This window comes from Lachnoclostridium edouardi, assembly GCF_900240245.1.
GTDB classification, from domain to species: Bacteria; Bacillota; Clostridia; order Lachnospirales; family Lachnospiraceae; genus Lachnoclostridium_A; species Lachnoclostridium_A edouardi.
The window spans coordinates 1,411,800-1,436,421 of record NZ_OESQ01000001.1 but is presented as its reverse complement, the minus strand read 5'-3'; the positions used below and the strand labels follow the sequence as shown (position 1 = coordinate 1,436,421).

The 24,622-nt window shown below is 42.2% G+C and carries 23 protein-coding genes; 22 read left to right on the top strand and 1 reads right to left on the bottom strand.

The window, feature by feature from the left end; genetic code table 11:
• Nucleotides 1–34: 34 nt before the first annotated feature.
• The 18 genes from C1A07_RS06640 to tnpA all read left to right on the top strand — a co-directional run bounded on the left by C1A07_RS06640 (nucleotide 35) and on the right by tnpA (nucleotide 18,819).
• Nucleotides 35–265, top strand: a complete 231-nt coding sequence (locus C1A07_RS06640; protein WP_101876417.1) for a hypothetical protein — start codon at nucleotides 35–37, stop codon at nucleotides 263–265.
• The gene (locus C1A07_RS06635) at nucleotides 262–1,737 is read left to right on the top strand and encodes a sodium:solute symporter family protein (RefSeq protein WP_101876416.1); all 1,476 of its coding nucleotides are present in this window, start codon (nucleotides 262–264) and stop codon (nucleotides 1,735–1,737) included. The genes C1A07_RS06640 and C1A07_RS06635 overlap by 4 nt, the downstream gene beginning before the upstream one ends.
• 4 nt (nucleotides 1,738–1,741) lie before the next feature.
• On the top strand, nucleotides 1,742–3,031 hold the full coding sequence (locus tag C1A07_RS06630; RefSeq protein ID WP_101876415.1) for an MmgE/PrpD family protein: 1,290 nt from the start codon (nucleotides 1,742–1,744) through the stop codon (nucleotides 3,029–3,031).
• A gap of 8 nt (nucleotides 3,032–3,039) precedes the next feature.
• Complete coding sequence (locus C1A07_RS06625; RefSeq protein WP_101876414.1) at nucleotides 3,040–3,768, top strand: N-acyl homoserine lactonase family protein; 729 nt, start codon at nucleotides 3,040–3,042, stop codon at nucleotides 3,766–3,768.
• Between the two features lie 15 nt (nucleotides 3,769–3,783).
• Nucleotides 3,784–4,935 carry a 2-methylaconitate cis-trans isomerase PrpF family protein gene (locus C1A07_RS06620; RefSeq protein ID WP_101876413.1) on the top strand — a complete coding sequence of 384 codons (1,152 nt, stop codon included), beginning with the start codon at nucleotides 3,784–3,786 and terminating at the stop codon, nucleotides 4,933–4,935.
• Nucleotides 4,936–4,960: 25 nt separating this feature from the next.
• Nucleotides 4,961–5,866, top strand: coding sequence for an isocitrate lyase/PEP mutase family protein (locus C1A07_RS06615; RefSeq protein ID WP_101876412.1), 906 nt, complete (start codon nucleotides 4,961–4,963; stop codon nucleotides 5,864–5,866).
• Nucleotides 5,867–5,894: 28 nt separating this feature from the next.
• Complete coding sequence (leuC, locus tag C1A07_RS06610; RefSeq protein ID WP_101876411.1) at nucleotides 5,895–7,157, top strand: 3-isopropylmalate dehydratase large subunit; 1,263 nt, start codon at nucleotides 5,895–5,897, stop codon at nucleotides 7,155–7,157.
• Entirely contained in the window at nucleotides 7,157–7,651 is a 495-nt protein-coding gene (locus C1A07_RS06605) for a 3-isopropylmalate dehydratase small subunit (RefSeq protein WP_101876410.1), read from the top strand. Before leuC ends, C1A07_RS06605 begins: the two co-directional genes overlap by 1 nt.
• A 294-nt stretch (nucleotides 7,652–7,945) precedes the next feature.
• Complete coding sequence (leuA, locus tag C1A07_RS06600; protein ID WP_101878067.1) at nucleotides 7,946–9,613, top strand: 2-isopropylmalate synthase; 1,668 nt, start codon at nucleotides 7,946–7,948, stop codon at nucleotides 9,611–9,613.
• Nucleotides 9,614–9,765: 152 nt separating this feature from the next.
• Entirely contained in the window at nucleotides 9,766–10,404 is a 639-nt protein-coding gene (locus C1A07_RS06595; protein ID WP_101876409.1) for a phosphoribosyltransferase, read from the top strand.
• Between the two features lie 140 nt (nucleotides 10,405–10,544).
• Nucleotides 10,545–11,648, top strand: coding sequence for a UDP-galactopyranose mutase (gene glf, locus C1A07_RS06590; protein WP_101876408.1), 1,104 nt, complete (start codon nucleotides 10,545–10,547; stop codon nucleotides 11,646–11,648).
• Nucleotides 11,649–11,666: 18 nt separating this feature from the next.
• Nucleotides 11,667–12,638 carry a glycosyltransferase family 8 protein gene (locus C1A07_RS06585; RefSeq protein WP_101876407.1) on the top strand — a complete coding sequence of 324 codons (972 nt, stop codon included), beginning with the start codon at nucleotides 11,667–11,669 and terminating at the stop codon, nucleotides 12,636–12,638.
• The gene (locus tag C1A07_RS06580) at nucleotides 12,631–13,524 is read left to right on the top strand and encodes a glycosyltransferase family 2 protein (protein WP_101876406.1); all 894 of its coding nucleotides are present in this window, start codon (nucleotides 12,631–12,633) and stop codon (nucleotides 13,522–13,524) included. The genes C1A07_RS06585 and C1A07_RS06580 overlap by 8 nt, the downstream gene beginning before the upstream one ends.
• A 41-nt stretch (nucleotides 13,525–13,565) precedes the next feature.
• Nucleotides 13,566–14,495, top strand: a complete 930-nt coding sequence (locus C1A07_RS06575; protein ID WP_101876405.1) for a glycosyltransferase family 2 protein — start codon at nucleotides 13,566–13,568, stop codon at nucleotides 14,493–14,495.
• 11 nt (nucleotides 14,496–14,506) lie between these two features.
• Nucleotides 14,507–15,490: a glycosyltransferase family 2 protein gene (locus C1A07_RS06570; RefSeq protein ID WP_242972271.1), complete on the top strand. Its 984-nt coding sequence runs from the start codon at nucleotides 14,507–14,509 to the stop codon at nucleotides 15,488–15,490.
• A 32-nt stretch (nucleotides 15,491–15,522) separates the two neighbouring features.
• Nucleotides 15,523–16,974 carry a lipopolysaccharide biosynthesis protein gene (locus C1A07_RS06565; RefSeq protein WP_180952199.1) on the top strand — a complete coding sequence of 484 codons (1,452 nt, stop codon included), beginning with the start codon at nucleotides 15,523–15,525 and terminating at the stop codon, nucleotides 16,972–16,974.
• A complete protein-coding gene (locus tag C1A07_RS06560) occupies nucleotides 16,971–17,933 on the top strand; it encodes an ATP-grasp domain-containing protein (protein ID WP_101876404.1) in 963 nt (320 codons plus the stop codon). The genes C1A07_RS06565 and C1A07_RS06560 overlap by 4 nt, the downstream gene beginning before the upstream one ends.
• 415 nt (nucleotides 17,934–18,348) lie before the next feature.
• Nucleotides 18,349–18,819 carry an IS200/IS605 family transposase gene (tnpA, locus tag C1A07_RS06550; protein ID WP_101876403.1) on the top strand — a complete coding sequence of 157 codons (471 nt, stop codon included), beginning with the start codon at nucleotides 18,349–18,351 and terminating at the stop codon, nucleotides 18,817–18,819.
• A 158-nt stretch (nucleotides 18,820–18,977) separates the two neighbouring features.
• Here tnpA and C1A07_RS06545 read toward each other — a convergent pair whose 3' ends face one another.
• Nucleotides 18,978–20,411 carry a L,D-transpeptidase gene (locus tag C1A07_RS06545; protein ID WP_101876402.1) on the bottom strand — a complete coding sequence of 478 codons (1,434 nt, stop codon included), beginning with the start codon at nucleotides 20,409–20,411 and terminating at the stop codon, nucleotides 18,978–18,980.
• A gap of 163 nt (nucleotides 20,412–20,574) precedes the next feature.
• On the opposite strand from C1A07_RS06545, the gene C1A07_RS06540 reads away from it, so the two are divergent.
• From C1A07_RS06540 to C1A07_RS06525, 4 genes are read left to right on the top strand one after another with little or no spacing between them, the layout of a single operon-like run.
• Nucleotides 20,575–21,678 carry a DegT/DnrJ/EryC1/StrS family aminotransferase gene (locus C1A07_RS06540; protein ID WP_101876401.1) on the top strand — a complete coding sequence of 368 codons (1,104 nt, stop codon included), beginning with the start codon at nucleotides 20,575–20,577 and terminating at the stop codon, nucleotides 21,676–21,678.
• A 5-nt stretch (nucleotides 21,679–21,683) separates the two neighbouring features.
• Entirely contained in the window at nucleotides 21,684–22,379 is a 696-nt protein-coding gene (locus C1A07_RS06535; RefSeq protein WP_101876400.1) for a glycosyltransferase family 2 protein, read from the top strand.
• Nucleotides 22,379–23,689 carry a lipopolysaccharide biosynthesis protein gene (locus C1A07_RS06530; RefSeq protein ID WP_101876399.1) on the top strand — a complete coding sequence of 437 codons (1,311 nt, stop codon included), beginning with the start codon at nucleotides 22,379–22,381 and terminating at the stop codon, nucleotides 23,687–23,689. The genes C1A07_RS06535 and C1A07_RS06530 overlap by 1 nt, the downstream gene beginning before the upstream one ends.
• The gene (locus tag C1A07_RS06525) at nucleotides 23,686–24,621 is read left to right on the top strand and encodes a glycosyltransferase family 2 protein (protein ID WP_101876398.1); all 936 of its coding nucleotides are present in this window, start codon (nucleotides 23,686–23,688) and stop codon (nucleotides 24,619–24,621) included. Before C1A07_RS06530 ends, C1A07_RS06525 begins: the two co-directional genes overlap by 4 nt.
• Nucleotide 24,622 lies beyond the last annotated feature (1 nt).

The following is a 24,622-nucleotide window of genomic DNA, read 5'->3' as shown; positions in this document are numbered from 1 at the left end:
CTTTATCAATATAACCATAAGGGGGTTGCAAATAATGAAAAATGGAATTGGGTTATACTGTATTCTTTTTACAATTTATACAATATTTGTATTCAGTCCATTTATGCTTTCAGGGCTGAATCAAATAACGCCTGTTTTTTTGAATCTGCCGTTTACAGTCTGGTATATTCATTTAATTATTATTGCAGGCTGTATTTTAGTATATTGGGGTTCTAAATGCTGTTGGGACAGTTATGATCATAGTCTGGAGGAGGTGGAGGAATGAACGCGTATGTAGTGGCCGCTTTAATTGCAATTGTAATTTACACTGTATTTAATCTGATTGTAGGTTTAGGGCTTGGCTTTGACAAGGAAACTGTTTCCAGCGCCCGCGGATATTTTATTGGCGGAGGTACAAGGAATTTTATCCTGTTTTTTACTACAGTGGCTACATGGTTTTCCACCGGCATATACCAGGGAGTTGTAGGGTCTGTATATAAAAACGGAATCGGCTGGATAGGAATTAGCACATGGCAGCTGCTGGTGGTCTCGCTGATGGGGATTTTAGGACCGCGTTTTTATACTTTAAGTAAGATTCGTAATTACATTACTCCGGCAGATTTAGTCGGAGACTATTATAAATCCAAACCATTTAAAATTATTATGGGTTTAGGTATGCTGGCATTTTGTATTCCATCTATGATGGCGCAGATCAGAGGGGTAAGCTGGGCGATTAATGGGATTACAGATGAGTTTATTCCATTTCAGATAGGAGTTTTGTATGCGGCTGTGATTGTAGGAATTTACGTTTATTTAGGAGGCTTCAACTCTCAGGCATGGGTAGATACAGCACAGGGATTGGCATTTATCGTTATTTTATGGGGCTCTCTTTTCATTGTTGCATGGAAAAACGGCGGCTGGAATGAAAGCTGGTCCAGACTTATGGAAACAGCGCCAGAAGTATTATATTACAAGGACATAACAGAGTACTGGAACTGGAGAATGTATTTATCATTTTTCGTGCTTCAGGGCTGCGGAGGTTTCTTCGCCCCTTATGTATGGCAGCGTTCCTATGCCGCTAAATCCTCAGGCGCTGTAAAAAAGCTTGCAGGTTATATGGGCGCGTTTTTCTGTTTTGGCGTATGTTTTCCAGTAGTATTTTGCGGATTAAACTTCCATGTTCTTATGCCGGAAATGGCAAATCCTGAAAACGGCTTAGTGGCTTTTATGGCGCAGTTTGCTCCTGCCTGGGGAATATTTGTAACTATTGGTATTTTGGCAGCGGGAATGTCTACTATTTCCTCTATTTTGGTTACATGCTCCTCTATTGTGGCTGTAGATTTAGGTGGAATTATTGCGCCTTCGGCAGACTCGGTTAAAGTCAGAAACTGGGGCAGAAAAGCTGTAATTGTAATGTTGATTATAGGCGTGGCTTTATCTCTTATTTCTTTAAATACAATAGAAATTTTAATTAACCTGACATTGGCAGGTTTTACTCAAATTTTAATTCCTGTTCTTGGGATATTTGTATTTAGATGGATCACGCCAAAGGGCGCCTGCGCCGGATATATTGCCGGATTAATTATTACTTATCTGGGAACAGTACATTGGAACAATCCTTTTGGCTTTATGGGAGGAATGTGGGGATTAGCCGCCAATATTGTTATTTGTGTAATCATAAGTATGTTTACAGAACCAATTAAAGAGGAGGAAAGAAAACAATTTCTTTCACCGTTAAGTAAACCTGATAAAGGATGATATTATGACGCTTTCGGAAAAATTAGTAACGCCTGTATATAACATAAAATATGAAGATTTGCCGGAGAAAGTAATAAATAAGGCAAAATTATGTGTGATTCACAGCTTATCCTGCGGATATGCAGGAATAGAGGAGAGATGGTCAAAAGCAGCCAGAACAATAGCTGAGGAATCTGGTTCTTTTGGGAAGGCCTCCGTCTGGTTTTCTGATATAAAAACCACTATGGAGCAGGCTGCCTTTGTAAATGCAGTCTATGCTCAAAGTATTTTGTATGAAGATATTCACAGAGACAGTAATGCTCATCCTGGGGTAGTGGTTATTCCGGCAGCTTTAGCTGCAGCAGAGGAGACAGGCGCTTCCATGGAAGAACTGCTGACAGCTATTGTTGCAGGATATGAGATTATGGCGAAAGTGGGCAGAGGAACTAATTCTCAGGATTTTAGCACGCGGGGCTTCCGGCCTACGTCAATTACCGGAACCTTCGGCAGCTGTATAGCTGCCGGCCATCTTCTTAAATTAACATTAGAGCAGCAGCTTGCGGCGTTTTCTCTGTCAGCCAGTTTGGCATCCGGTATTAATCAGTGGGCTATAGAAGGCACAGATGATTTGTATATTCAAAACGGAAACGCCGCTAAAGCAGGAATTCTGGCAGCGCAGCTGGCGAAACAAGGACTTCAGGCGCCTAAAGAAATATTGGAAGGAAAAGCCGGAGTATGCAGAGCATTTGGATTGTCAAAAGAAAAGCTGGAGACCCAGAAAGAAAATAAAGATTTTGCAATTATGGAAGTACTGTTTAAACCAGCTCCAGCCTGTGCTTTAGTACAAACTACAGCTCAGGCAGGCTTAGAAGCTGCAGAGGATGGAGTGGTTCCGGGAGAAATTTTAAAAGGAACCATTTATACATTTGCACTGGGAACCACATATGCAGGCTGCGATAACTCTGAAAAATTTGAAAAACTCCTTCAGGCCAGAATGAGCAATCAATTTAACTTTGCAGCCGCATTAGTAAAAGGAAAAATCACTAACGGGAATTACTGTGATTTTGAAAACCCAGGTATAAGACGCCTGGCCGGCTTGCTGTCTTTAAAAGAAGAACCTGAATATACATTACAGTTTCCAGAGAAACAGCCGGTTCGGGTAGAGCTTGAGCTTTCCAACGGGGAAAAGAAAGTATTTTACAAGGAAGAACCTGTATATTTAAACCAGGAAAATGTAATTGAGAAGTTGTATGAACATTGTGGGGAAACTTTAGGAAATAAAGTATTAAGCATTTTTTTCGGACAGAAGAGGTGAAATAACAAGTGGGAAAGTTTGTGATTTATCCATTACATGTAGGAGATTTAAAACGTCAGAAATCTAATTTGGCATATATGAAGGAGCCTGGAAAGGAAATTATTTTTCCCCTAATCTGCTGGTATTGTACAGACGGCGACCGGAAAGTGATGATAGATACCGGAGGAACTGCGCCGGATCACAGATGGCAGCCTTATACCCGCAGGCTGGAACAAACTCTTGAACATCAGCTGAAGCAGTTAGGCGTTAAGGCAGAGGAAATTACTGATGTGATTTTTACGCACCTTCACTGGGATCATGCAGGTAATAACCATTTATTTAACAACGCAAAATTTTATGCCCAGGAGGCAGAATTACAGGAGCTGGCTCATCCTTCTCTTCCGATTTTTTCAGGCTCTTACGACAAAAATACATCTTTCCCAAGCTCTGTAGTCAGCTTAGAAGGAGAATGCTGCCTGATGGACGGGATTCGTGTCATTACAACCCCCGGCCATTCTCTCGGCTCCCAGTCAGTAATCGTAGATACAGAAAAGGGACCTTACGTGATTACTGGGGATTTAATCGCTTTATATGAATGTTATGAAAGTGACCCCATGATTGTAAACGGAATTCATATAGATTTGCGGGAATATTATGAAAGCCTGGAAAAGGTAAAAGCAGTAGGAGGGCAGATACTGCCGGGCCATGACGAAAAAGTGCTGCAGTATTTTTCTTATCCGCCTGCTGACGAAAATTAAAAGAAAGGAAATTATATGCATATATCAGAAACATACTCAATTCCATGTGTAATTATGAGAGGAGGAACCAGCAAGGGAATTTTCTTCCGGGGAAATGATCTCCCCTGTGACCCTGCAGTGAGAGATCAGGTGATATTAAAGGTTTTTGGCAGTCCTGATTCCAGGCAGATTAATGGTTTAGGGGGAGCTGATCCGTTGACCAGCAAGCTGGCTATTATAAACCCCTCTAAAAGAGAGGATGCAGATGTAGAATACACTTTTGGGCAGGTAGATATACATTCAGCCTTCATTGATTATTCCAGCAACTGTGGAAATATATCCTCTGCAGTGGGCCCGTTTGCCTTGTATCAAGGCTTAGTAAAGGCAGAAGAGCCGGTGACTACTGTGCGTATATATAATACAAATACAGACAAAGTATTTCAGGCTCAAGTGCCGGTAAAAAATGGCAGGCCAAAAGAGGAGGGGGATTATAAAATTTACGGAACGCCTGGAACAGGAGCTTATATTGGCATGGATATGGCCGGTACAATAGGAGCTAAAACTGGAAAATTGCTGCCTACAGGCAATCCAAAGGATGTAATAGAAATTCACGGTTTTGGTTCTTTAACAGTTTCCATGGTAGATGCAGGAAGCCCTATGGTATTTGTAAAGGCGGCTGATTTAGGTCTGACGGGGTCAGAAGGCCCGGATCAAATTGACACGAACCTGGAAATGCTGGAATTGTTAGAAAGCATACGCTGCACGGCAGCAGAGAAAATGGGAATTGCAGATAAAAGGACTGCCAGAGAAAAAGTTAAGGCAGTTCCTATGGTGGCTTTTATTGGTCCGGCCCAGGATTATAAAAGTCATATAGATGGGGCTGTGATTAGGGAAGAGGAAATTGACTTTACAGCCAGAGATATGTTTATGCAGATTATGCACAAAACATATTCAGGTACAGCAACTGTATGTACAGGATGCGCCGCAGTAACTCCCGGTACTGTTGTTTATGAAATGAGAGGGGAGAAAAAGGATAATAAGGTACGTATCGGACATCCGGCAGGGATTATTACATGTGATACTGCAGTGGAAAATGGAAGGATTGTTCAGGCAGTATTTGGCCGTACAGCCCGCCGTATTATGGAAGGATATGTTTATGTGCCTGTAAGCGCTTGGGACAAAAAATAATAAAGCAGTGAAAGGAAGGAAACAGATGAGAAATACAAGTGAAAAATCAGGGGCCAGGGCTTTAAGAGAAAGGTTAAAAAATCCGGAGATTATTATGGCTCCAGGCTGTTATGACTGTTTGTCTGCCAGGCTGATTGAACAGGCAGGCTTTGAAGCCGCGTTTATGACCGGCTTCGGAGCCTCAGGTTCTATTTTAGGACAGCCTGATTATGGACTGATGACTATGAATGAAATGGTTTCTGTCTGCGCCAATATGAATGCTATATTACATATTCCTCTTATAGGCGACATTGACACAGGATATGGAAATCCGCTAAACGTATATCGGACAGTCAGGGAATTTGAAAGAGCCGGTATGGCGGCAGTGCATTTAGAGGATCAGGTATTTCCCAAAAGATGCGGGCATATGGAAAAGAAAGCTGTAATTCCTATGGAAGAACATGTGGAGAAAATCAGAGCGGCTGTGGAGGCCAGAGATGATATGATGATTATTGCCCGTACAGACTGCCGCGCTACTCACAATATGGACGAAGTAATCAGGCGTCTGGAGGCATACCGGGATGCAGGGGCAGATATTATTTATGCAGATGCGTTAAGAAGCCCTGAGGAAATGAAAGCAGTCGGTTCTATTCCCGGGGTATATAAATTTGCTAATCAGGTAGAGTTTGGGAAAACTCCTGTAATGTCTGCAGATGAAATACAGGCCTTAGGTTTCAGCATTGTTATTTATCCAGTAGGGACAATTTTTACAGCGGCAAGAGCCATGAAAAATATGCTGGAACTGCTGAAAAAGAACAGAAAGGCCACAGAGGATAGAGCTGTAATGACTACCTTTGAGGAATATAACAAAATAGTGGGCATGGAAAGACTGACAGAAATGGAAGCCGGATATAAGGTGGACGAATATAAGAAAAGATTAAAACAGGATTAAAAAAGAAATGGGAGAGGAGCTGTAAAATATGGGAATGACTGTAACCCAGAAGATTCTGGCAAGACACAGCCGGACAGATCAGGTAAAAGCAGGCAGTTTAATTAATGCTTCAGTAGATCTGGTTATGGGAAGCGATGTGACAGCGCCTATTGCTATAGGAGAAATGGAAAAGTACGGTTTCACTCAAGTATTTGATCCTGAAAAAATTGTTTTAGTGATGGACCATTTTGCGCCCAATAAAGATATTCAGGCCGCCAGAAACTGTGCTTTAGTCCGAAAGTTTGCAGAGAAAATGAGAATTTCCCATTTTTATGACGGAGGAAATATGGGAATAGAACATGCTTTACTGCCAGAGCAGGGACTTGCAGCTCCAGGAGAACTAATTATTGGCGCCGATTCCCATACATGTACATATGGAGCGTTAGGGGCGTTTTCTACCGGGATAGGCTCCACTGATATGGCGGCGGGCATGTATTCCGGAAAATGCTGGTTTAAGGTTCCTTCTGCTATACGAGTAAATTTAAGCGGTAGTTTTTCTGAATTTGTCGGGGGAAAAGACTTAATTCTCTACTTAATTCGTTTGCTGGGCACAGACGGGGCCAGATATAAAAGTATAGAGTTTACCGGGGAAGGAATTAAAAATATTTCCATGGACCACAGATTTACTATATGTAATATGGTGATAGAGGCGGGGGCCAAAAATGGGATTTTTCCTATAGATAATATTACAATGGAGTATTTAGAGGGCAGAGTAAAAAGACCATTTATCTCAGAAGAGGCAGATTCTGACGCTCAATATGTATGTACAATAGATATCAATATGTCTCAGCTGCAGCCTATGATTGCTAAGCCTCATCTTCCTTCTAATGTAAAACCAGTAAAACAGTGTTTAGGGCTGCCTGTAGATCAGGTGGTGATTGGCTGCTGTACAAATGGAAGGATTACAGATTTACGTCAGGCGGCCGGGATTTTGGCAGGACATAAGGTGGCGCCTGGAGTCAGATGTATTATTATTCCAGCTACTTGGGAGACTTATCTTCAAGCGTTGAAAGAAGGGCTGACGGAACAATTTATAGAAGCAGGGGCAATTATCAGTATGCCTACCTGCGGCCCGTGCAACGGAGGCCATGTAGGGGTGTTGGCTGACGGCGAACGATGTGTTTCCACAACAAATCGTAATTTTGTGGGGCGGATGGGCGCTAAAAGCTCAGAGATTTATCTTGCAGGTCCCCAGGTAGCGGCGGCCTGCGCGGTGGCAGGAAGTATTGCTTTGCCTGAGGAGGTATTGTAATGGCAGGAAAGGTTTTCAAATATGGGGACAGCGTAGACACAGACGTAATTCTTCCAGCCCGCTATTTGGCGCTTTATAAAGAGGAAGATTTAGCTGCGCATTGTATGGAAGATATAGATGAAAATTTTGTGAAAGGTGTAAAACAGGGAGATTTTATTGCAGCAGGTGAAAATTTCGGCTGCGGTTCTTCCAGAGAACATGCGCCTATTGCAATAAAAGCCAGTGGAATTACATGTGTAATTGCCGCGTCCTTTGCCCGCATTTTTTACCGGAATGCAATTAATATTGGCCTTCCTATTTTAGAATGCAGACAGGCGTCTGTTGCAGCGCAAAAAGGGGACAGGCTGGAGGTGGATTTATCTAAAGGAATCATCTGGAACCACACCAGAGGAACAATTTATCAGGCGGAACCGTTTCCGCTTTTTATTCAGGAAATGATGAAAGAGGGGGGACTTCTCTCTTATCTAAAGAAAAATGACGCTCCACTTTTATAGTCCTAAAAGGAATAGGAAGTATAAAATTTAGTTATAGCTGGCATTCTTGTCTTCCATTTTGATTCGTGTTATAATACTCTGAAAAATAAAGCTGAAAATACAGCTAAAAAGGAATGATGAATATGGGGTTAGACCTGTAACGCCTACCATGTTTATCCTGATCAGACACAGTGTGATTTATCGACTCCGCAGTATATCAGGGATTTTACATGGCGGAGTAATGCGAATTTAATAAAAAAACACAAGTGTATGAGGACTGCCAAAAAGACAGTGCAGGAAAATGGAGGAGACAATATGTTAAACTATAAAAGATATAAAAGAGTTCCGGTTGTTGATTATCCAGAAAGACAATGGCCTAATAATGAGATAAAAGAAGCGCCTATTTGGTGCAGCGTAGACCTTCGGGATGGAAACCAGGCATTGATTGAGCCTATGGTAGTGGAGGAAAAGGTAGAGATGTTCAATCTGCTTGTAAAGCTGGGCTTTAAGGAGATTGAGATTGGTTTTCCCGCAGCGTCTCAGATAGAATTTGACTTTTTAAGACAATTAGTGGAGAGAAAGCTGATACCGGACGACGTGGTGATTCAGGTTTTAACCCAGTGCCGGGAGCATTTAATCCGCCGCACCTTCCAGGCGTTAGAGGGTGTGAAAAAAGCGGTTGTTCACATTTACAACTCTACGTCAACTCTTCAGAGGGATGTGGTGTTCCACAAAAATATGGAAGAGATTAAGCAGATTGCTGTAGACGGAACTAAAATGGTTCAGGAGTGTATGAAGGATTACGACGGCCAGGTGATTCTGGAGTATTCCCCAGAAAGCTTTACAGGCACAGAGCTGGAATATGCTTTGGAAGTATGTACAGCAGTGCAGGAAACATGGGGAGCGACTGCTGACAATAAAATTATTATCAACCTTCCTGCTACAGTGGAGATGACTACTCCTAATGTATATGCGGATCAAATTGAGTGGATGCATCGCCACTTTAAAAATAGAGACTGCATTATTCTCAGCGTACATCCTCACAATGACAGGGGAACAGGAATTGCAGCTACAGAGCTGGCTTTGCTGGCGGGAGCCGACAGAGTGGAAGGCACCTTGTTTGGAAACGGAGAAAGAACAGGCAATATTGACATTTTAAATATTGCATATAATATGTTCTCACAAGGCATTGATCCAAAGCTGAACATAGAAGATATTAAAAATATTTCAGAAGTATATGAGCGCTGTACAAAAATGAACATTGACCCCAGACATCCTTATGCAGGAAAATTGGTATTTACAGCTTTTTCCGGTTCTCATCAGGATGCGATTAACAAGGGTATGCAGGCTCTCAGAGAGAGAGGCAGCCAGATCTGGGAGGTTCCTTATCTGCCTATTGATCCAAGTGATATTGGCAGGGAGTACGAGCCTATTGTGCGAATTAACAGCCAGTCCGGAAAGGGCGGCGTAGCCTTTGTAATGGATACATTCTATGGATTTAAGCTTCCAAAGGGAATGCACAAAGAGTTTGCAGATGTTATTCAGAAGATTTCAGAAAAGCAGGGCGAGGTATCGCCTGAGCAGATTATGGATGAATTTAAAAAGTGTTATCTGGAGCAGAAAGAGCCTCTTCACTTTAAAAAATGTCAGATTACAGATACAGAAACAGAGTCTGGAGAGTTTGCAACTCTTGCAAAAGTTCTTTACACAGAAAACGGTGTGGAGAAGTCCTTTGAGGGCATTGGAAATGGTCCTATTGATGCCGTTCAGAGAGGTATGGAGGAAGCTTTGGGCATTAACATTAAGGTGCTGGATTACAGCGAGCACGCTTTAACCTCAGGTTCAGGAGCTCAGGCTGCATCATATATTCATCTTATGGATAAAAACACAGGTAAGACAACTTATGGAGTGGGTATCAGCTCCAGTGTTACCAGATCCTCTATCAGAGGCATTTTCAGCGGCGTAAACCGTTTATTGTACTAATATTATTGAAAAATCTGTCCATGGCCGGTTTAGCTTATGGGCAGATTTTTTTATATAAAAAAATCAGACAGACTAATAAATTTACTTTTGAATTCTGAATATTTGTGCTATACTATAACCATGAAATTAACCATGTAAAGGGGGAGTATTTTATGGAAACAACTTTTAAAGACATTCGTTCCAAACGCAACCCGAAGTCAAGAGTAAAGGTTATGTACGGGCATTTTGCCACACCTCACTCTCATGTCAATACATATATTGATGTATCGACTGTAAAGTGCCGCCATAATAATGCCAGGGAGACTGCCAGGGAGCTGGTAAAGGATTATGCGGAAACCATGGTGGAGACAATTTTAGCTTTAGAGGGCACAGAAGTAATTGCCGCATTTATGGCGGAGGAATTGTCACAAAACGGAATTATGAATATTAACAACGGCTCTAATATCTCTATTATTGCTCCTGAGTTTAACCAAATCAGACAGATGATTTTAAGAGATAATACGCAGAGAATGGTTTTAGGAAAACAGGTTCTGATTTTAGCTTCATCTGTGACAACCGGAAAAACCATCCGCACAGCTATGAACTGTGTATCCTATTATGGAGGAAGAGTATGCGGAGTTTCTTCCATTTTCAGCTCTGTAGACCAGGTAGCAGGATTCCCTGTACACTGTATTTTCAGCGATAAAGATATTCCTGGATATGAAGCATATGTAAATGAAGAATGTCCATACTGTAAACAGGGAGTGAAAATTGACGCTTTAGTAAACAGTTTTGGATATTCCAAACTTTAGAAAAGTATAAAAAATAAGTCCGGTTTCCTGTTAAAAGGCAAAGCCTTGGGAGATCGGACTTTTTTGTTTGCCGCATTTACATTTTTAAAACCCTATAGTACAATGTATTTTAGAAAAATTGGAGACAAGGAGCTTATATGATGAGCAGGTATGATTATGTGCTGGTGGGCAGCGGGCTTTATGCAGGAGTCTTTGCCTATCTGGCCAAACAGGCTGGAAAGAAATGTCTTGTGGTGGAGAAAAGAAACCATATTGGAGGAAACATTTACTGCAGGGAGGAAGAAGGCATTCATGTCCATGAGTACGGCGCTCATATTTTCCATACCAGCAACAGGGAGGTTTGGAAATTTGTGTGCAGCCTGGCTGAATTTAACCGTTACACCAACAGTCCGGTGGCAAACTACAAGGGGCAGATGTACAACCTGCCTTTTAATATGAATACATTCAGCAAAATGTGGGGGATTTCCACCCCGGAGGAAGCGAAAGCCATTATTAACCGCCAGAAAGAGGAGATTTCCGGGGAGCCTGAAAACCTGGAGCAGCAGGCCATCAGTCTTGTGGGAAGGGATATTTACGAAAAGCTGATTCAGGGTTACACAGAAAAGCAGTGGGGGCGGGAGTGCAAAGATCTGCCGGCTTTTATTATTAAACGCCTTCCTGTGCGGTACACCTATGACAATAATTATTTTAACGACCTATATCAGGGAATACCTGTAGGCGGATATAATGTAATCATAGAAAAGCTGTTTCAGGGCTGTCATATAAAAACGAATACAGATTATCTGGAGAATAAAGCTTATTATGATTCCCTGGGAGATAAAGTAATCTACACAGGCACTATTGACAGCTTTTACCAGTATTGCTATGGAAAACTAGAGTACAGAAGCCTAAGGTTTGAAACTGAGGTAAAGAATACAGACAATTATCAGGGAGTCGCAGTTGTAAACTATACAGACCGGGAGACGCCTTATACCAGGATTATTGAGCATAAGCACTTTGAGTTTGGAGCTCAGGAAAAAACAGTGATTACCAGAGAATATCCGGTCAGCTGGCAGGACGGCATGGAGCCTTATTATCCTGTAAATGATGAAAAAAATCAAAATTTATACTGCAAATATGCGGCTTTGGCGGAAAAAGAAGAAAATGTTATTTTTGGCGGCAGGCTGGGAGAATATAAATACTATGACATGGACAAGGTGATAGAGTCAGCTATGGCTGCAGCTAAAGCAGAGCTGGGGATATAATACGGCGGAGGAAGAAATATGAACATAGTCTACGCGTCAAATGACAACTATGCCAGACATCTGGGAGTGTCAATGTGTTCTCTGTTTGAAAGCAGCAAAAAGGAGAAGAATATTACAGTATATATTCTTTCTGTGAATCTGGGACAGGAAAGCCGGGATAGGCTAAATCAAATAGGAGAAGCATATGGCCGGAACATTCACTATATTGAAGCCGGAGATCTAAACAGCCGTTTTTCTCATCAGGTAGATACAGGCCGGTTTGACATTAGCACATTGGGAAGACTGTTTATAGGAAAGCTGCTTCCGGAGAATGTAAAACGGTTGATTTATCTGGACTGCGACACAGTTGTAGTAAGATCCCTGGCTTATGTATGGAAGCAGAACTTAGAGGACTGCATTATAGGCGCAGTGCCTGAGCCTACGATTTACAAACAGGTTAAGGAGGAATTAGGACTTTCTGCAGAAGATACTTACTATAATGCAGGAGTGCTTTTAATTGATTTACAGGCGTGGCGCCAGGAAAACGCAGAATCAAAGCTTTTACAGCTGTATGCGGAAAAAAACGGAAAGCTGTTTGCCAATGATCAGGATTTAATTAACGGAGGGCTGAAAGGCAGAATTAAGACGCTGATGCCGGCGTGTAACTTTTTTACCAATTACAGGTATTTTCACTATTGGGATTTAGTGAGACAGTCTCCTGCATACAGGCAGATTCCAAAGGAAGAATTTATGAAAGCAAAGGCTCATCCGGTGGTGATTCATTATATGGGGGATGAAAGGCCGTGGAAGGCAGGCAACTGGAATCATTACCGTTTGGCTTATGAAAAATTTCTCAGGCAGACTCCCTGGAAGGGATATCCTAAAGAAGAAGGGGCGAGAGCTTATATGGCGGCCTATCATATAATGGATTATCTTACCTTTTTATGTCCTCCCATCAGACAGGTAATCAGCAAAATATATTTAAAGAAAGCGATGAAGAAATATGGATGATAAACAAGCCTCCGCAAAAATAGGCTGTGTCATTTTAAATTATAATGATTTTGAAAATACAGCGGCTCAGGTAGAACGGGTAAAGGATTTTGCCTGTTTAGACGCTGTAATTGTAGTGGATAATAATTCTTCTGACGGTTCTGGAAAAAGACTGGAAAAGCTGGAGGATAGTAAGATTTCAGTGCTGCGCCTGACTGAAAATAAAGGGTACGGGGCAGGCAATAATGCAGGCGTTCGCTTTGGGTATGAGGCGCTGGGCATGACTCATGTGATTATTGCTAATCCAGATACGTATTTTGATGAGAACTGTATTAAGGCTTTGGTGAAGGTATTTGACCGCCATGACGAAGTTGGAGTAGCTGCAGCCACCATGAAAGATAAAACAGACGGAAGCCAGGCTTCAGGGTGGAAGCTTTTGTCATACGCCGGGGAATTAATGAATACAGGTCCGGTGTGCAGACGGGTATTCCGCCCGTTTCTGCGCTATCCTGCAAGCTATACAAAGGGAAAAAAGGCAGTATATGTGGACGCTGTTCACGGCTCCATGCTTATGGTTGACGCAGAAAAAATGATTATATGCGGAGGATACGACGAAAGAGTATTTTTGTATGGAGAGGAAAATATTCTGGCCTGGAGAATGAAAGATTACGGGTATAAAACAGTACAGCTCTTGAATGTATTTTACCAGCATGAAAATTCTGCGTCTATATCTAAAACATATAAGGACATCTGCCGCAGACAAAAGCTGCGCCATGAAAGCACTATGTTTTATTTTATTCATTATCTTCATATAGGAAAGGGGAAACAGGTCTTTGCCAAAATGTTTTTTGGAATTGTAATGGCAGAGGTGTGGCTGTGCAGTAAGGTGCTTGGATTAAAGTGGTAGAGTTCATGTGAAATACGAAGGAAAGGCAGACGATTATTACTATGATCACAGTGTTAATGGCAGTGTATAACGGAGAAAAATACCTGAGGGAGCAGCTGGATTCTATTTTACATCAAGAAAACCCGCCGGAGTTTCAGGTGATTGTATCCGACGATTGCTCTGGGGACGGCAGCAGACAGATCATAAGAGAGTATGAGCAGAAATATCCTAAGCTGGTAATGGGAATTTACAGAGAAAAGCCCTCAGGAGGAGCGGAACATCATTTTCTGCAGCTGTTGTCTGAAGCCGACGGCAGGTATGTAATGCTAAGTGATCAGGATGATGTGTGGCTGCCGGAAAAAATGAGGTTGCTATACAATGAAATTCAGAAGATGGAGGAAAAATGGGGGGATCATATGCCGATTTTACTCCATTCTGATATGGAAGTAGTAGATGAAGATAAAAACAGAATTGCAGACAGCTATTTTACTTATCAAAAGATTTCTCCTGAGCGGACAAAGCTTTGCCAGGAGTTAGTCCAGAACAACGTAACAGGGGGAGCTGTGATAATGAATCAGGCCATGCTGTCTTATTTTAAGCAGATTCCTTCTGTGTGTCTGATGCATGATAGCTGGATCGCCTTAGTGGCCGCCTGTTTTGGAAAAATCGGCTGTATGAACCGGCCTCTTTATCTTTACAGACAGCACGGAAGCAACAGCCTGGGGGCCAGAAAGGCAGATACTCTGGAGGAAGGCATAGAGCGCATTGCAGACGGAGGCAAAGCAAGGGAGAATTACAGGCGGATGTTTGGCCAGGCTAAGTGTCTGCTTCAAATATATGGTCGGCAGATGAAGGAAAGTGACAGAAAAACAGTGGAGGCATTTTTAAGCCTTCAGAATTCAGGCAGACTGAGAAAAATTAAAATAATGCTCAGCTATGGATTTACAAAAAATACCTGGTTCCGCACATTAGGCCAGATGATGTTTATGTAAAGGATAATAATATGGAAAGTAAAATGGACAGGCCCACAGTCAGTATTTGCTGTCTGGCCTACAACCATGAAAAATATATAAAAGATGCTTTAGACAGTTTTCTTATGCAGAAAACAGATTTTCCATTTGAGGTGCTGATTCACGACGACGCGTCTACAGACAGAACAGGGGAGATTATCAGGGAGTATGAGAAAAAATATCCTCATATTATTAAGCCTATATACCAGACGGAAAATCAGTATTCCAAGGGAATTAAAAATATCAGCGGACTGTTTAATTTTCCCAGAGCTCAGGGCAGATATATTGCCATGTGCGAGGGGGACGATTATTTTACAGATCCTTATAAGCTAAAAAAACAGGTAGAATATTTAGACGCTCACCCGGACTGCAGCCTTTGCTTTCACAGCGCCAGAATGGTTACTGTGGACGGCTCTTATACTGACGGAGCCATGAGGCCTTATAAGGGGGACAGAAAGGTGGAGCCGGAAGAAATCGTGGACAAAACATCAGGCTATGCAATGAATTCCATGATGTTTCCCGTTTCTGTGGTGGAGAACATTCCGGATTATTACTGGAACTGCCCTATTGGGGATATTCCTATGCAGCTGATGATGGCAAGCAAAGGATATGCCTGGTACATGGATTCCCCTATGAGCGTATACCGGGTGGGGGTGGCCGGCTCCTGGACAAATGAGATGAAAACAGGAGATTACCAGGCGAAGCAGGAAAAATATTATCTGGAAATGAAGGAAATGTATGAGGAATTTGACAAAGAGACAAAGGGAAGATTCCATGAAGAGGCAGTAAGAGCTGTAAATAGAATTTATTTTCTTACCCAGGTAAATACAAAGCATTATGATTATGTGCTGCAGTTGAAAAACCGCCTTTTTTACAGAGAATTAAACCTTAGAACCAGATTTTTTATCAGGCTGGAATACATGGCCCCAGGATTTTACCGCTGGCTGCAGAAAACAGCTTTGCAGTGGAGAAAGTAAAAGGGCTTCACATAGATAGGAGAACTGCTGATTTGGGGGAACATACAGTAATAAAAGAAAAAATAGTAAAGGGACTGTTCTGGAAGCTGCTGGAAAACGGCGGCGCTCAGGGAATTCAATTTATTGTGGCTATTATTTTAGCCAGGCTTTTAACAACAGAAGAATACGGAATTGTAGGAATTATCTCCATCTTTATTATTATTGCCAATGTGCTGGTGCAGAATGGCTTCAGCACAGCCTTGGTCCAGAAACAGAAAGCAGATGAAAAGGACTTTTCTTCTGTATTTTATTTTGGGCTGGCAGCGGCGGCGGTGATGTATGGAGTGCTGTTTATGGCGGCTCCGTGGATTGGAAGATTTTATAATAACAGCCAGCTGTGCTCTCTTGTCAGGGGGCTGGCTATTGTTCTGTTTCCCGGCTCTGTAATTTCCGTACAGACAGCTTATGTGTCCAGGGAAATGGAATTCAAAGGACTTTTTAAGGCAACTATGGCTGCCGTTGTAATTTCAGGGGCTGTCAGTATATGGATGGCTTATAAAGGAATGGGCGCCTGGGCCATGGTAGGGCAGCAGGTTTCCTACTACTTTGCTTTAATGATCGGCTTGTTTATAGACGTGTCCTGGAAGCCAGGATGGATGTTTTCAATAAAAAGAATCCGCATAATGTTTGGATTTGGATGGAAGCTATTGTGTGCAGCCATGATTGATACGTTGTTTAGCAATTTATACGGCCTGATTATGGGGAAAATATATAATGAACAGGTTTTAGGCGTTTACAACAGAGGAGAGCAGTTTCCCAAGATTATTGTGACAAACTTAGGAGCGGCTATTCAGTCAGTGCTGCTGCCGGCATTTGCAAAGGAACAGGAAAGCGTGGGCCAGGTAAAGGCTATGGCTAGAAAAGCCATTCAGCTTAGCTCTTACACAGTGCTTCCCATGCTGCTTGGCATGTTCGCAGTAGCGGACACGTTGGTGTTGGCCCTGCTGGGAGAAAAATGGATGATGTGCGTGCCTTTTCTCAGAATTATGTGTATTGCCTATTGCTTTTACCCCATTCACATTACAAACCTCCAGGCCATTAACGCAATGGGGAGAAGCGATGTGTTTTTAAAACTGGAAATAATGAAAAAGGTAATTGGCATTGGAGGGCTGATTGCAGGAATCCAATTTGGAGCCATTGTTATGGTTTCCATTAAAGCTCTTGTAGACTTCCTTTGTATTTTTATAAATGCCTGGCCTAATAAAAGAATTTTAAATTACAGTATTGGGCAGCAGTGCAGAGATATGGCGCCTGCAGTAGCTTTGTCTGCAGTGATGGCTGCGGTGGTATACTTTTTTGGCGGCTTTGTGCCGGGAGCCTGGCTCAGGCTGACAGTGCAGATTTTAGTGGGAATAGGCGTATATATTCTGCTGTCTGCAGTATTTCGTGTTGAAAGCTTTAGTTATCTTCTGAATGCAGTTAATAAAAGGAGGGGAAGGGCATGAGAAAAACGGCTTTAGTGACAGCTATAGGATCCTTTGCTTCAGATATAGTGATTAAATCCTTAAAAGCTATGGGATATCGTGTAGTTGGATGTGATATTTATAATAGGCGCTGGATCGCTCAGTCTGAAAACACAGATGTATTTTATCAGGTTCCTTATACATCTGACAGGGGAGAATATATACATTTTATGATGGGGGTATGTCAGAAAGAAAAAGTGGATTTTCTCCTTCCCCTGACAGATATAGAGGTAGATGTGTGGAATGAATGCAGGGACGCTTTAAAGTCCGGAAATGTAACTTTGTGCTGTTCTCCGGAAAAAACTATTAAAATATGCCGCGATAAGCTGAGCCTGGAGACATTTCTCAGAGATAAAAAGCTGTGTAAAACAATTCCTTCTAAACGGCTGTCAGAAGCAGAGCTGGGAAAAATTACAGAACCTGTGGTGTTAAAGCCTTATAATGGCAGAAGCAGCCAGGGACTTTATAAGGTGGAGAACCCGGCGAAGCTGCCCTATTATTTAGGTCTGGTGGACAGAAGAGAGGAATATGTGATTCAGCCTATGATCAAGGGGGATATTATTACTGTAGACATAGTAAGAGATCCTGCTTCAGACCTAACGTGGTCAGTGCCCAGAAGGGAGCTTCTCAGGACCCTAAACGGGGCCGGAACAAGCGTTTATGTGTTCCGGGATGAGAAGCTGGAAGAAACCTGCAAAAACATAGCAGCTCACCTGGATATTAAAGGCTGCGTCAATATGGAATTTATTCAAAGTCAAAATGGGGAAATGTATTTTATGGAATGTAATCCCAGATTTTCAGGAGGCGCTGCCTTTACTTTTCAGGCAGGCTATGATCTGGTAAAAGATCACATGAGGATTTTTGAAGGTCAGCCGGCAGCCGGCGAAAACATGGCCAGGGAGATGTACATAGCCAGAAAATATTGTGAAGTGGAGATGTAAGAATTTAACACTAAGTGGATATAAGAAAGCCTTCTGCTATTTGTACCGGGAAAAATCCTTTGTACATAATAAGCAGAAGGCCTTTTGATTGTTAGGGCAAAGCCCTGTTTACCATTGTGGAGTTTTTCGTTGATCCGAAAAACGGAACTTTGGAAAACAAATAAACCACCTGTTATGCAGGTGAGTTAGAATTGCTTCAGCTTACAGCAAAAAACCTCCAGTGTTATAATTAATGTAAGGTTCGCCAACCGCATTAATAAACAAAGGAGGTATCCATATGGATAGTAACAGTTTATCACATACAAAATGGAATTGTAAGTATCATATTGTATNTTCAGCTTACAGCAAAAAACCTCCAGTGTTATAATTAATGTAAGGTTCGCCAACCGCATTAATAAACAAAGGAGGTATCCATATGGATAGTAACAGTTTATCACATACAAAATGGAATTGTAAGTATCATATTGTATTTGCACCAAAATATAGGAGAAAAATAGCATACGGAAAAATAAAACAGGATATAGCAAATATTTTAAGTATGTTATGCAAAAGAAAAGGTGTAAAAATTGTAGAAGCAGAGATATGTCCAGATCATGTACATATGCTAGTAGAAATTCCGCCAAGCATTAGCGTATCGTATTTTGTAGGGTATTTGAAAGGAAAAAGTACACTTATGATATTTGAAAGACATACAAATTTGAAATATAAATATGGAAATAGACATTTTTGGTGTCGAGGATATTATGTAGATACGGTAGGGAAAAATGCAAAGAAAATACAGGAATATATAGCAAATCAGTTACAAGAAGATTTGGAATATGATCAGATGACACTGAAAGAGTATATTGACCCGTTTACGGATGAGCCAGTAAAAGCAAACAAATAAAATAAGCCCTTTAGGGCTTAGTAGGTAAATGATGTTGCGCTTGGCGAACCTATTTCGGTGAGTCTTTAGACTCCAGTGCCGGTAACAGACCCTTATAGGGTCAAAGCAAGCCACCGGCTTAGCCGGTGGTCTTGATTATTTAACAATAACCCTTTACTTTATCCCTGATTTTCAGGCAAATTAGGATCTGTAGGATCATAATGCTGATCCATGGAAATAATCTGCTCAATGGCCGGTCTTTCGTAAGGGCCGGGTACAGAAGAATTGTAGATTTCTACAGTAGTCCCTAAGCTGCAGTTGTCATAAATCCACTTGGCGTCCTCTGTTTTAAAGCGGATACAGCCGGCGGAACGGGCAACGCCCAGATAATTGTATGTCTCCGGCCACATCGTATATGGGTCAGGTCTGTCGTAAATCAGAGAATGCATCAGGAAGCTGCCTGTGATTCTGGTGAGATACTGACAGTAAACGTCGTTGATCATTAAATGCCAGCGGTATTTGGCAGGAGTTTGATAAGTGCCTAATGGCGTATCGTCGCCTGCAGAGCACAGGAAGGTTTTTACAGGAATAATAAATCCGTTGGCCCCGTCCTGAGCATAAACAGTAGTAGTATTCATCTCTTTGTTGATCTTAATCAGGAATGGAACGCTTGTGCCGATTAATGGCTCTAAGTCTGTTACCAGCTTTCCTGTCTCGTCAAAGTAGTATTTATATCCGTCAATATACTGCCATCCGGTGACAGCCTGATTGTCTACAAAATAGTAACGGTCTCTGTAATTCCATCCCCATCCGGTGAAAGGAGCGCCGTTGCCGTTGGAATATGTAGCCACGCCCTCACCTGTGATGACGCCGTCATAAGCGGCGGAATCTAAAGGACGTTCTGTAGAATAAGGGAATGCCTCCCCCTCTTTTCCCCAAAGCGCCAGGCGAAGGGTGCGGATAGATTTGCCCTGTCCCATGGTGCCTGAAGTGCCGCCGTCTTTTGTCCAGTCCAGCTGGGTGCCGTCAGAAAGAGTGGTGGAGTAATAAATAGAAAAACGATTTCCTGCAAAGCCCACCAGTTTAATCTGAATGGCTTCCACCTCAGTTCCCTCTCCGAACACTAAGGTATGTCCGCCGTTCATAGCCCATGGGGTCCACCCGTAAGAGCTGGTAAAGGTACGGTAATAAATATCCCCCACAATATTATTTAAATAAATACATGCAGAACGAAATCCTGCGTCGCCTGCTGTAATCACACCGTCCCCTACTACAGGGTCGCTCCACACATTATCGTGACGGTAAACCTGTGCCTGAGTATATGGCGTATTTGCTTGTACTACCTCCTGAGGAATCTCCTCCTGGGCAGTTTGCTGCTCACTTTGAGTTTCCTGCTGAGAAGTATCAGCAGTCTGTCCTTCTGTCTGCTGAGAACCAGTATCACCCTGGTCTGCAGAACTGTCTGTCTCCTGAGGAGCAGTGGAGGAACCGTCCTCTGTTATAAAAGCGCCTGGGCCCATAACTTCCTCATCAGCCAATGCTGCAAAAGCCTGACCGAACACCAGCGAAGCTGCCAGAAGCGCTGCTGCAGTATGCTTTAATAATCTGTGCATAGTGGTGTAAACCTCCTAAATCTTAGTTGTACAAAAAATATCATATATGCTATAATCTAACACAGATGTGGGAAAAATGCCATAGATGAATTGTTTTTTCCACCTTGTATCTTAAAATTGTAAAAAAAATGACAACAATATGTAAGAAGAAGGTAATAGAAAGATGAAAAATGAAAAACCGGTTCTGGTTACCAGATCTTCTCTTCCTCCCTATGAGGAATATATGGAGATGCTGAAGCCGATTTGGGAGTCGGCATGGCTGACCAACATGGGGGAATTTCACGAAAAGCTGAAAGAAAAGCTGAGGGATTTTATGAAAGCGGAGAATCTGGAGCTGTTTGTCAATGGCCATACCGCCCTGGAGATGGCTATACAGGCCTTTGAGCTGGAGGGGGAAGTAATTACAACGCCGTTTACCTTTGCTTCAACTACTCACGCTATAGTCAGAAATGGTTTAAAACCAGTATTCTGCGATATTAAGCCTGAGGATTATACCATAGATGAAAATAAGATTGAAAGTCTGATTACTCCTAAGACCTGCGCCATTGTGCCGGTTCATGTGTACGGAAATATATGTAATTGGGAAAAAATTCAGAAAATTGCGGATAAGTACGGCTTAAAGGTTATTTATGACGCCGCCCATGCATTTGGGGAGGAGATTGACGGCGCAGGAGTAGGCAGCCTGGGAGACGCCTCAATGTTCAGCTTTCACGCCACAAAGGTTTTTAATACCATAGAGGGGGGAGCCGTTGTATTTAAGGACCCTGAGCTGAAGGACAGGCTGTATCAGCTGAAGAATTTTGGGATTACAGGAGAAGAGTCTGTAGAGTTTGTGGGAGGCAACGGCAAAATGAATGAATTTCAGGCTGCCATGGGCCTTTGCAATTTAAAATATATTAGGCAGAACATAGAAAAGAGAAAGAAACTGACAGAACTGTACAGAGGGCGTTTAGAAGGAATAAAGGGAATCCGCCTTGTTAAGGAGCAGGAAAATATAGCCTACAGCTATACATACATGCCGGTGTTATTTGACGGGTACAGGTTAAATAGAGATCAAGTGTACGCCCGTTTAAAGGAGCACAATATTACGCCGAGAAAATATTTTTACCCTTGTGTAAATGCTTACCAGTGCTACAGCAGCATGTATCATCCAGAGGATACGCCGGTGGCAAAGAAAGTGTCCCAGGGCATTTTAACCTTGCCTTTATACGCAGATCTGGATCAGGAGACTGTAGAGCGAATCTGCCGTATTATTTTGGAGGACTGAAAATCTTGAAGGACAAAGTACTATTGATTATCCCTGCATTTAATGAGGAAAAAAATATTGAGCATGTAGTGGACAATCTGATTATGAATCACCCGGAGCTGGATTATGTGGTGATCAGCGATGGCTCCACAGACAGAACGCCGGAGATTTGTGAAAGCAAGGGCTACCACTTAATAAAGCTGCCGGTTAATTTAGGGTTAGCCGGCTGTTTTCAGACAGGGATGAAATATGCATATGAAAAGGGATATTCATATGCTGTTCAGTTTGACGGGGACGGTCAGCACAGGCCGGAGTTTGTATTGCCTATGAGAGAGAAAATTAAGGAAGGCTACAATATTGTAATCGGTTCCCGTTTTCTCAATGAAAAAAAGGATAATTCTATGCGAATGATAGGCAGCCGTATGATTTCTTTAGCCATCCGCCTTACTACAGGGGTTAAAATAACAGACCCCACATCTGGAATGCGGATGTTTGACAGGGAAATGATTCAGGAATTCGCCTACAATATTAATTATGGGCCGGAGCCGGATACAGTGTCCTTTCTTTTAAAGCAGGGGGCCAGAATTGGGGAGGTTCAGGTAAAGATTGACCAGCGGAAGGAAGGGGAAAGCTACTTAAAGCCTGTGGTGGCCATGAAGTACATGATCCGTATGCTGGCTTCTATTTTAATTATCCAGAATTTCCGCCAAAGGAGACGATAATGGTCTGGTTTGCAAAAAAGTTTTTATTATATAAAGGGAACAATCGGCAGAAGGCAGATGTGATCTGGAATATTCTGGGAAGCGGCGTATACGCGGCTGCCTCTATGGTTCTGGCTTTTGTGGTGATGCGTCTGGCAGGGGAGGACGACGGAGGAATTTTTTCATTAGGTTTTTCTGCTCTGGGGCAGCAGCTATTTATTGTGGCGTATTTTGGAATACGCCCTTTTCAGATTACAGACGGAAAAAAGGAATATTCCTTTGGAGATTATCTGAACCTGCGCTTTTTCACCGTAGGGCTGGCTATTTTAATAGGCGCCTTATATTTGACAGGTATGACTGTCTTAGGGCCTTACAGTCCAAGAAAAGCAGTAATCCTGTTTTTATTAGTAGTGTATAAAGTAATAGACGGTTTTGCAGATGTGTATGAGTCGGAATTTCAGCGCCAGAGCTGTCTTTATTTAACAGGAAAGTCCAATACATTCCGAACCATATTGTCAGTAACATGCTTTCTCATCAGCTTTCAGATTGGAAAAAGCCTTACATTTGCCTGCGGCGCAGCTGTGGCGGCTCAGGCGGCGGGAGTAGTATTATTTAACTTATCTGTAATGAAGGCGGGGATTCTGCCGTCTGTAGATTATAATGTGAGAAAAGAAAAAACGAAATCCCTGTTTTTAAACACAGATCTTTTATTTTTATCTGTATTTTTAGATTTTTTCGTTTTCTCCGCAGCAAAATATGCCATTGATTATAAAATGAACGATGCCATGAACGGATATTTTAATATTATTTTTATGCCTACCTCTGTTATTTATTTGGTGGCTAACTTTATTATCCGTCCCTTTCTCACCAGATTAACAGACTGCTGGAATGAGAAAAATTATAAGGAATTTACTAAAATCAGCAGGAAAATCGGAGGAGTGATTGCAGGTCTCACTGTACTGGCAGGAATCCTTGCCATTGTTTTAGGGCCGTGGGCCTTAGGGATTATGGAGCTTTTGCTGGGAGAACATTATAAAGGTATGCTGGTTAGATTCAGCCTGCCCTTTACTATGATAATTATAGGAGGGGGCCTTTATGCCCTGGCTAATCTGTCCTATTACCTGCTGGTGATAATGAGAAAACAAAATCTGATTTTTTGGATTTATTTTTTGGGGGCCGCAGTGGGAGCCGTGCTTTCCTTCACTTTAGTGGGAGGCATGGGAATTACAGGGGCCGCCCTAAGCTATTTACTTCTTATGGCAGGCCTGGCCGCAGGATTTACTGTGTGTCAGCTTATATTGTTAAATAAAGCAAAGGAGGAAGCGCTGTGACTATAGATGTGATTATACCTTCTTATAAGCCGGGGCCTAAGTTTAGGGAGATGTTAAAAAGGTTGGAAAAACAGGAGCTTCCTGTTAGAAAGATTATTGTAATTAATACAGAAAAAAAATATTGGAAGGAAGAATTTGAGGCCTGTCCTATTTTACAAGTGCATCATATTTCTAAAGAGGAATTTGACCACGGGGCGGCCAGGAATCTGGGAGCATCGTATTCTCAGGCAGATATTTTCCTGTGTATGACAGACGATGCCATGCCGGCGGACGGAAAGCTGACAAAGGCTTTAGTAAAGGCTTTTGAAAATCAGGGTCCGGACGGGGAGCAGGTAATTGAGGTTTACGGGCGCCAGTTGGCTGAAAAGGACTGCAGGATGGCGGAAGCATATACAAGACAGTTTAATTATCCTGATAAAAGCCAGTTAAAAACCATAAAGGATCTGCCGCGTCTGGGAATAAAAACATTTTTTGCCTCCAATGTGTGCTGCGCTTACAGAAGAAAAGAGTTTTTAGAGCTGGGAGGCTTTATTAACAGGACAATTTTTAATGAAGATATGATTTTTGCCGCAAAAGCTTTAAAGGCAGGGTATGCAGTACAATATGAGGCCAAGGCCAAGGTGATTCATTCTCATAATTACTCATGTTTTCAGCAGTTTCACAGAAATTTTGATTTGGGAGTGTCCCAGGCAGACCACCCGGAGGTATTTCAGGGAGTGCCTTCTGTGGGGGAGGGGGTCCGCCTTGTAAAAAGCACGGCTGCATTTTTGGCGGGAAAGAAAAAGTTTCATTTAATACCAGGTTTAGTAATAAACAGCGGATTTAAATTTTTAGGGTACCAGCTGGGAAAACGGTATGAAAAGCTGCCTTTCTGGTTAGTAAAACGTTTTGCCATGAACAAAAATTATTGGAAGATGCAGGAGGAAAAATAAT

What these genes read in the sequence shown, in the direction of transcription:
- C1A07_RS06640 (WP_101876417.1), top strand. Translation starts at nt 35, where the DNA reads ATGAAAAATGGAATTGGGTTATACTGTATTCTTTTTACAATTTATACA.
- C1A07_RS06635 (WP_101876416.1), top strand. Translation starts at nt 262, where the DNA reads ATGAACGCGTATGTAGTGGCCGCTTTAATTGCAATTGTAATTTACACT.
- C1A07_RS06630 (WP_101876415.1), top strand. Translation starts at nt 1,742, where the DNA reads ATGACGCTTTCGGAAAAATTAGTAACGCCTGTATATAACATAAAATAT.
- C1A07_RS06620 (WP_101876413.1), top strand. Translation starts at nt 3,784, where the DNA reads ATGCATATATCAGAAACATACTCAATTCCATGTGTAATTATGAGAGGA.
- C1A07_RS06615 (WP_101876412.1), top strand. Translation starts at nt 4,961, where the DNA reads ATGAGAAATACAAGTGAAAAATCAGGGGCCAGGGCTTTAAGAGAAAGG.
- leuC (WP_101876411.1), top strand. Translation starts at nt 5,895, where the DNA reads ATGGGAATGACTGTAACCCAGAAGATTCTGGCAAGACACAGCCGGACA.
- C1A07_RS06605 (WP_101876410.1), top strand. Translation starts at nt 7,157, where the DNA reads ATGGCAGGAAAGGTTTTCAAATATGGGGACAGCGTAGACACAGACGTA.
- leuA (WP_101878067.1), top strand. Translation starts at nt 7,946, where the DNA reads ATGTTAAACTATAAAAGATATAAAAGAGTTCCGGTTGTTGATTATCCA.
- C1A07_RS06595 (WP_101876409.1), top strand. Translation starts at nt 9,766, where the DNA reads ATGGAAACAACTTTTAAAGACATTCGTTCCAAACGCAACCCGAAGTCA.
- glf (WP_101876408.1), top strand. Translation starts at nt 10,545, where the DNA reads ATGAGCAGGTATGATTATGTGCTGGTGGGCAGCGGGCTTTATGCAGGA.
- C1A07_RS06585 (WP_101876407.1), top strand. Translation starts at nt 11,667, where the DNA reads ATGAACATAGTCTACGCGTCAAATGACAACTATGCCAGACATCTGGGA.
- C1A07_RS06580 (WP_101876406.1), top strand. Translation starts at nt 12,631, where the DNA reads ATGGATGATAAACAAGCCTCCGCAAAAATAGGCTGTGTCATTTTAAAT.
- C1A07_RS06575 (WP_101876405.1), top strand. Translation starts at nt 13,566, where the DNA reads ATGATCACAGTGTTAATGGCAGTGTATAACGGAGAAAAATACCTGAGG.
- C1A07_RS06570 (WP_242972271.1), top strand. Translation starts at nt 14,507, where the DNA reads ATGGAAAGTAAAATGGACAGGCCCACAGTCAGTATTTGCTGTCTGGCC.
- C1A07_RS06560 (WP_101876404.1), top strand. Translation starts at nt 16,971, where the DNA reads ATGAGAAAAACGGCTTTAGTGACAGCTATAGGATCCTTTGCTTCAGAT.
- tnpA (WP_101876403.1), top strand. Translation starts at nt 18,349, where the DNA reads ATGGATAGTAACAGTTTATCACATACAAAATGGAATTGTAAGTATCAT.
- C1A07_RS06545 (WP_101876402.1), bottom strand. Translation starts at nt 20,411, where the DNA reads ATGCACAGATTATTAAAGCATACTGCAGCAGCGCTTCTGGCAGCTTCG.
- C1A07_RS06540 (WP_101876401.1), top strand. Translation starts at nt 20,575, where the DNA reads ATGAAAAATGAAAAACCGGTTCTGGTTACCAGATCTTCTCTTCCTCCC.
- C1A07_RS06530 (WP_101876399.1), top strand. Translation starts at nt 22,379, where the DNA reads ATGGTCTGGTTTGCAAAAAAGTTTTTATTATATAAAGGGAACAATCGG.